7 protein-coding genes are annotated in these 4,589 nt (G+C 67.8%); 1 reads left to right on the top strand and 6 read right to left on the bottom strand.

Annotated features, from left to right (window positions below; all coding sequences use genetic code 11):
- Together groEL and groES are read right to left on the bottom strand one after the other, a co-directional pair.
- The coding region (gene groEL / locus HY703_08470; protein MBI4545214.1) for a chaperonin GroEL at positions 1–530 on the bottom strand (530 nt) is incomplete at its 3' end.
- A 67-nt stretch (positions 531–597) separates the two neighbouring features.
- Positions 598–906, bottom strand: a complete 309-nt coding sequence (groES, locus tag HY703_08475; protein MBI4545215.1) for a co-chaperone GroES — start codon at positions 904–906, stop codon at positions 598–600.
- Between the two features lie 304 nt (positions 907–1,210).
- Between groES and HY703_08480 the strand changes: the two genes are divergently transcribed.
- Complete coding sequence (locus HY703_08480) at positions 1,211–1,885, top strand: phosphoribosyltransferase (protein MBI4545216.1); 675 nt, start codon at positions 1,211–1,213, stop codon at positions 1,883–1,885.
- Positions 1,886–1,910: 25 nt separating this feature from the next.
- Here the strand turns inward: HY703_08480 and HY703_08485 are convergent, their stop codons facing one another.
- The 4 genes from HY703_08485 to HY703_08500 all read right to left on the bottom strand — a co-directional run bounded on the left by HY703_08485 (position 1,911) and on the right by HY703_08500 (position 4,566).
- Positions 1,911–2,216: a cold-shock protein gene (locus tag HY703_08485; GenBank protein MBI4545217.1), complete on the bottom strand. Its 306-nt coding sequence runs from the start codon at positions 2,214–2,216 to the stop codon at positions 1,911–1,913.
- A gap of 224 nt (positions 2,217–2,440) precedes the next feature.
- Positions 2,441–2,647 carry a 30S ribosomal protein S21 gene (locus HY703_08490; GenBank protein MBI4545218.1) on the bottom strand — a complete coding sequence of 69 codons (207 nt, stop codon included), beginning with the start codon at positions 2,645–2,647 and terminating at the stop codon, positions 2,441–2,443.
- Positions 2,648–2,863: 216 nt separating this feature from the next.
- Positions 2,864–3,694, bottom strand: a complete 831-nt coding sequence (locus HY703_08495) for a type III pantothenate kinase (protein MBI4545219.1) — start codon at positions 3,692–3,694, stop codon at positions 2,864–2,866.
- A complete protein-coding gene (locus HY703_08500; GenBank protein MBI4545220.1) occupies positions 3,691–4,566 on the bottom strand; it encodes a biotin--[acetyl-CoA-carboxylase] ligase in 876 nt (291 codons plus the stop codon). Before HY703_08500 ends, HY703_08495 begins: the two co-directional genes overlap by 4 nt.
- Positions 4,567–4,589 lie beyond the last annotated feature (23 nt).

The raw sequence follows: 4,589 nt of genomic DNA on the forward strand, positions 1-4,589 counted from the left end.
ACCGTGATCACGCCGTCCTTGCCCACCTTCTCCATGGCGTCGGCAATCAGATCGCCGATCTCGGGATCGTTGTTCGCCGAGATGGTCCCGACCTGCGCGATCTCCTTCTTCCCCTTCGTCGGCGTCGAAATCGCCTTCAGCTCCTCGACCACCTTATCGACCGACTTCTCGATCCCCCGCTTGAGCGCCATGGGGTTCACACCCGCGGTGACGTTCTTCAGACCCTCGCGAAAAATCGCCTGCGCCAGCACGGTCGCGGTGGTCGTGCCGTCGCCCGCCAGATCACTCGTCTTGGTGGCCACTTCCTTCACCATCTGCGCACCCATGTTCTCGACCGGGTGCTCGAGCTCGACTTCCTTGGCCACCGTTACGCCGTCCTTGGTGACCGTCGGCGAGCCGAACTTGCGATCAATCACCACGTTGCGGCCCTTCGGGCCCAGCGTCACCTTCACCGCCTCGGCCAGCTGATCGATGCCCCGCTTCAGCGCCGAACGCGCTTCCACATCAAATTGCAGTTCCTTTGCAGCCATAGCCGCTCTCCTCCCTGTGCTGGTTGTCTCGTCTCCCGCCCCGGCACTCAGTCGCCTGAGTGCCGGGTCAGGTCTGGATTACCGCGAGCACATCCGACTCCCGCAGGATCAGATACTGCTCGTCGCCTACCGTGACCTCCGTGCCACTGTACTTCCCGTACAGCACGCGGTCCCCTTCCTTCACCTCGGGCGGGATCCGCTTGCCATCGTCCGTCATCTTCCCCGGGCCCACCGCCGTCACCTCCCCCTGCTGCGGCTTCTCCTTGGCCGTGTCGGGAATGTACAGGCCGCCCTTCATCTGCTCGGTCTCCTCCAGCGGCTTGACTACCACGCGATCGGCCAACGGCCGGATCTGGGTCGCGGAAGCAGTGGCCATACGCAACCTCCTCTAGGAAAGGTTGGGGTGTGTGGGTTTTAGCACTCTTCTGAGGTGAGTGCTAAGAGAGTGCGGGCAATCTCTCGCCCGGCCCGGGGTGTGTCAAGGGGGGGGCGGGGCGAGGCGTGCCGGCGGGCGCGTTGGCAAGGTGTGTGCCAGGCGGGTGCGCCAGAACGGCAGTGGGGAGTGGGGTGGGGTGGGCGGGGTGAGGTGGCAGAGGGGGCTTGCGGAAGGGGGGCGTGAAGCGCAGGCTGGAAGCGGAGCCTGCTGCGGCGGCCGAGAATGGAGGGGGTGCCCGATGAGGATGGAGCGTCTGTATCGCGACCGGGAGGAGGCGGGGGAGCAGTTGGCGGAGCGGCTGTTGGAGTATCGCGAAGAGGAGCCGCTCGTCCTGGCGGCGCCGCGAGGCGGGGTTGCGGTGGGGCTTCCGGTGGCGCGCCGGCTGGGCGCGCCGCTGGATGTAGTGTTGGTGAAGAAGCTGGGTGCGCCGGGCAACCCGGAGCTGGGCTTTGGCGCCGTGGCGGAGGATGGGGAGGTGGTGCTGGACGAGGAGTTGACGTCACGGCTGGGCCTGGAGCCTAGGGAGATCGAGGCGCTGGTCACGCAGGTGGCGGCGGAACTGGCAGAGCGTGGGCGACGCTACCGGGGAGCGCGGCCGGCGGTGGAGATTGCGGGGCGGACGGTGATCGTTGTGGATGATGGTGTAGCCACGGGTTCGACCCTGGAGTCGGCGGTCATGGCGGTGCGGAAGCGGGGTGCGCGGCGGGTGGTGGCGGCCGTGCCGGTGAGCTCGCTGGAGGCGCGGTCGCGGCTGGAGCAGGCGGCGGACGCCTTTGTGTGCCTGCTGGTGGATCCGGGCTTTCTGGCCGTGGGTGCGTATTACGAGGATTTTCCGCAACTGACGGACGAGGAAGTGGAGCGGCTGTTGACGGCAAGACCGCAGGAGGGAGGCGCGGGCCCGCCTCCCTCCCGTTCCTGAAGCTGTGAAGCGCTGGGGCCTGGCGTCAGAACCTTTGGCTCTCGACGTCGGCGCCGCTGCGGCTGCCGCGCGGGCCACGGCGCTCGCCGCCCCGCCCGCCGAAGCTAGGCGGGCCCTGGGGGGCTTCCAGCCTCACAACGTTCTGGGCCTTGAGGCCTTTGGGTTCCTCGATGACCTCGAACTCGACGCGTTCCCCTTCATTAAGGGTCTTGAAGCCGGCGCCCTGGATGGCGCTGTGGTGGACGAAGACGTCGGTGCCGTCGTCCTGGCGGATGAAGCCGTAGCCCTTCTCCTGGGAGAACCACTTCACGGTGCCTGTGATACGAGCCATTCCCTTAACCCTGGTCACGTTGTTTCTTTGCGGCGCGATTCCCGCGAAAGGCGTGAGCGATGCACAGATCGTTCCGCCAGGAAAGCCCTGTGGTCGAATTCACCAATACAGCGGCATTCGGTTGCCGATCCTTAGTGGTCGAGTTCGTAAGCACGGCCGTACTTGCGGATTCGACCACTTAGCTGCGCGGTTCGGGGGTGGGGTGCCGCGGTAGGCACGGGGCGTCAAATCTGACTGTGACGGCTTTGCCGGCGAGCGCGGGCGTTTCTCCGCCGTGCGGCCGCCGCCTTGCGCTTCTTGGCTTCGCTGGGCTTCTCGTAGAAACGACGCCGCTTCAGATCCTTGAACAGTCCGGACCGGATGAGCTTCCGGCGGAACTGCTTGAGCGCCCAGTCCAGCCGATCGTTTTCTCCGATGGTAACCTCTACCATGTCTCCTCCTGCTGCAGTTCAAACCAAACGGGACCCAGGCGCGCACCCGGATCCCGACGCTCGGTCCGGCGCCGGCGTGCGGCGCCAGTGCTTCCCACCTGCCGAAATCTAACGGGCGCAGCAGGCCACGTCCAGCGGCGAGTGCGCCGCGAGCGCGTGTTCTGTGGGCCGGCCGTGCCGGTACAGGCGAGTCCAGCAGCGGCGCCAGGCAGCGGCTTACCTGGGGCGCCGCGCGGCCGCGGGCGCCTTCAGGGGAGCGACCCGCAGGCCGACCTGCTGCTCTTCGAGGTGGCGGTAGGCCAGATCGAGACCATACAGGGTGAGGAACGGCTCGACGCGCTGGACGGTGGCGCAATGTGGCGCGATGAGCGGGGCCAGCCCCCCGGTGGCGACCACGAGGGCATCCGGCCGCTCCCACTCTGTCTTGATGCGGCGGACAATGCCGTCAATGGCATCGACCGCAGCATAGAAAATGCCGCTCTGCAATGACGCCTCGGTGCGGCGCCCGATCACCCGCTCCGGACGTTCGAGGTCTACGCGCGGCAGCTTTGCCGTGCGGCGCACGAGTGTTTCGGCTCCGGTACGGAGGCCCGGCGCGATCACGCCCCCCGCAAAGACGCCTTCGCTGGTGATGCAGTCGAAGGTTGTCGCGGTGCCGAGGTCTACGGCAATGGTGTCTGTCTGATAGAGCTTTGCCGCCGCCAGGGTATTGACGATGCGGTCGGCCCCGACCGTGAGCGGCTCTTCGACATCCAGGCGAATCGGGAGGGGCGAGCGCGCGTCGATGACCGCTGTACGTAAGCCCAGATGACGCTCGCAGCTCTCCACCAGCACAGGTGTAAGCGGCGGCGCGACGGAGGCAATGGCGGCCGCGCGAATCACTTCTGTGTTGAAGCCGGATTCGCGAATCAGGGAGCGGAGGAGTAATCCCAGCTCGTCGACAGTGCGCTCGGCGTTGGTGGAGATGCGCCAGTGGTCGAGCAGGCCGCCGACCTCGAAGAGGCCGATGACGGTTTCCGTGTTGCCGACGTCGACGGCGAGGATCATGGGCTGGTGGATGTCTGGGGGGCGCCGCTGGCCGCGAGGACACGCACGGTCCCGGCGGCAACACGCGTTTCGCGCTCCTGCACTTCACGTATGCGCAGCGTGCCGTCCTCGGCAATCCCGCAGGCGCGGCCGCGGGCCAGGCCATCGATGGCGATGGGGCGGCCGACCAAGGCGTCGCGTCGCGCGATCTCCTCGAGCTCGCGCGGCTCGAGGGGCCCGGCGGCTGCGGTCAGAAGGGGGAGCAGGCGGCGCCCTACTTCCTGTAGCACGCGACCCCGGGGGACGCGCTGCCCGGTGGCGAGCCAGAGCGAAGTCGCCCGCGGCCGAAGGGAATCCGGCCAATCTGCGGGCTGCTGGGCGACATTGATGCCGATGCCTGCGACCAGGTAGCCGTCCGGTCCGCCCACGGCGCCCTCGCAGAGGATGCCGGCCACTTTGCCGCCCGCCTCTACGAGCACATCGTTCGGCCACTTGATCCGCGTCGATACGCCAGCCGCCTGCTCGAGCCCCTGCGCCACGGCCAGCCCGATGCGCAGCGGTGCCGTCCCCGGCAGGAACTCCTGCCCGGCGGCCTGACGGGGGCGCAGCAGTACCGAGAAGAGCAAGGCCTTGCCTTCGGGCGCATGCCAGGCGCTCCCGCCTCGACCGCGGCCGGCGCTCTGGAATTCGGCGATCACCATGGTCCCCGCGGCTGCGCCTGCCTCGGCCAGTTCCCGCAGCACGTCGTTTGTCGAGCCGACCCGCTGGTAGAGGCACAGCCGGGGGAGTCCCAGCCGCCTGGACCATTCGTCGGGGTGCGCACCCTCCCACGACTCGGCCGCCACAGTGGTGGGCCAGTCATGCGAGGGGGTGACAGGTTGGGAAGCGCTCATGATCCGGCGGCGTACAAGACGAG

This window comes from Gemmatimonadota bacterium (assembly GCA_016209965.1).
Lineage (GTDB): Bacteria > Gemmatimonadota > Gemmatimonadetes > Longimicrobiales > RSA9 > JACQVE01.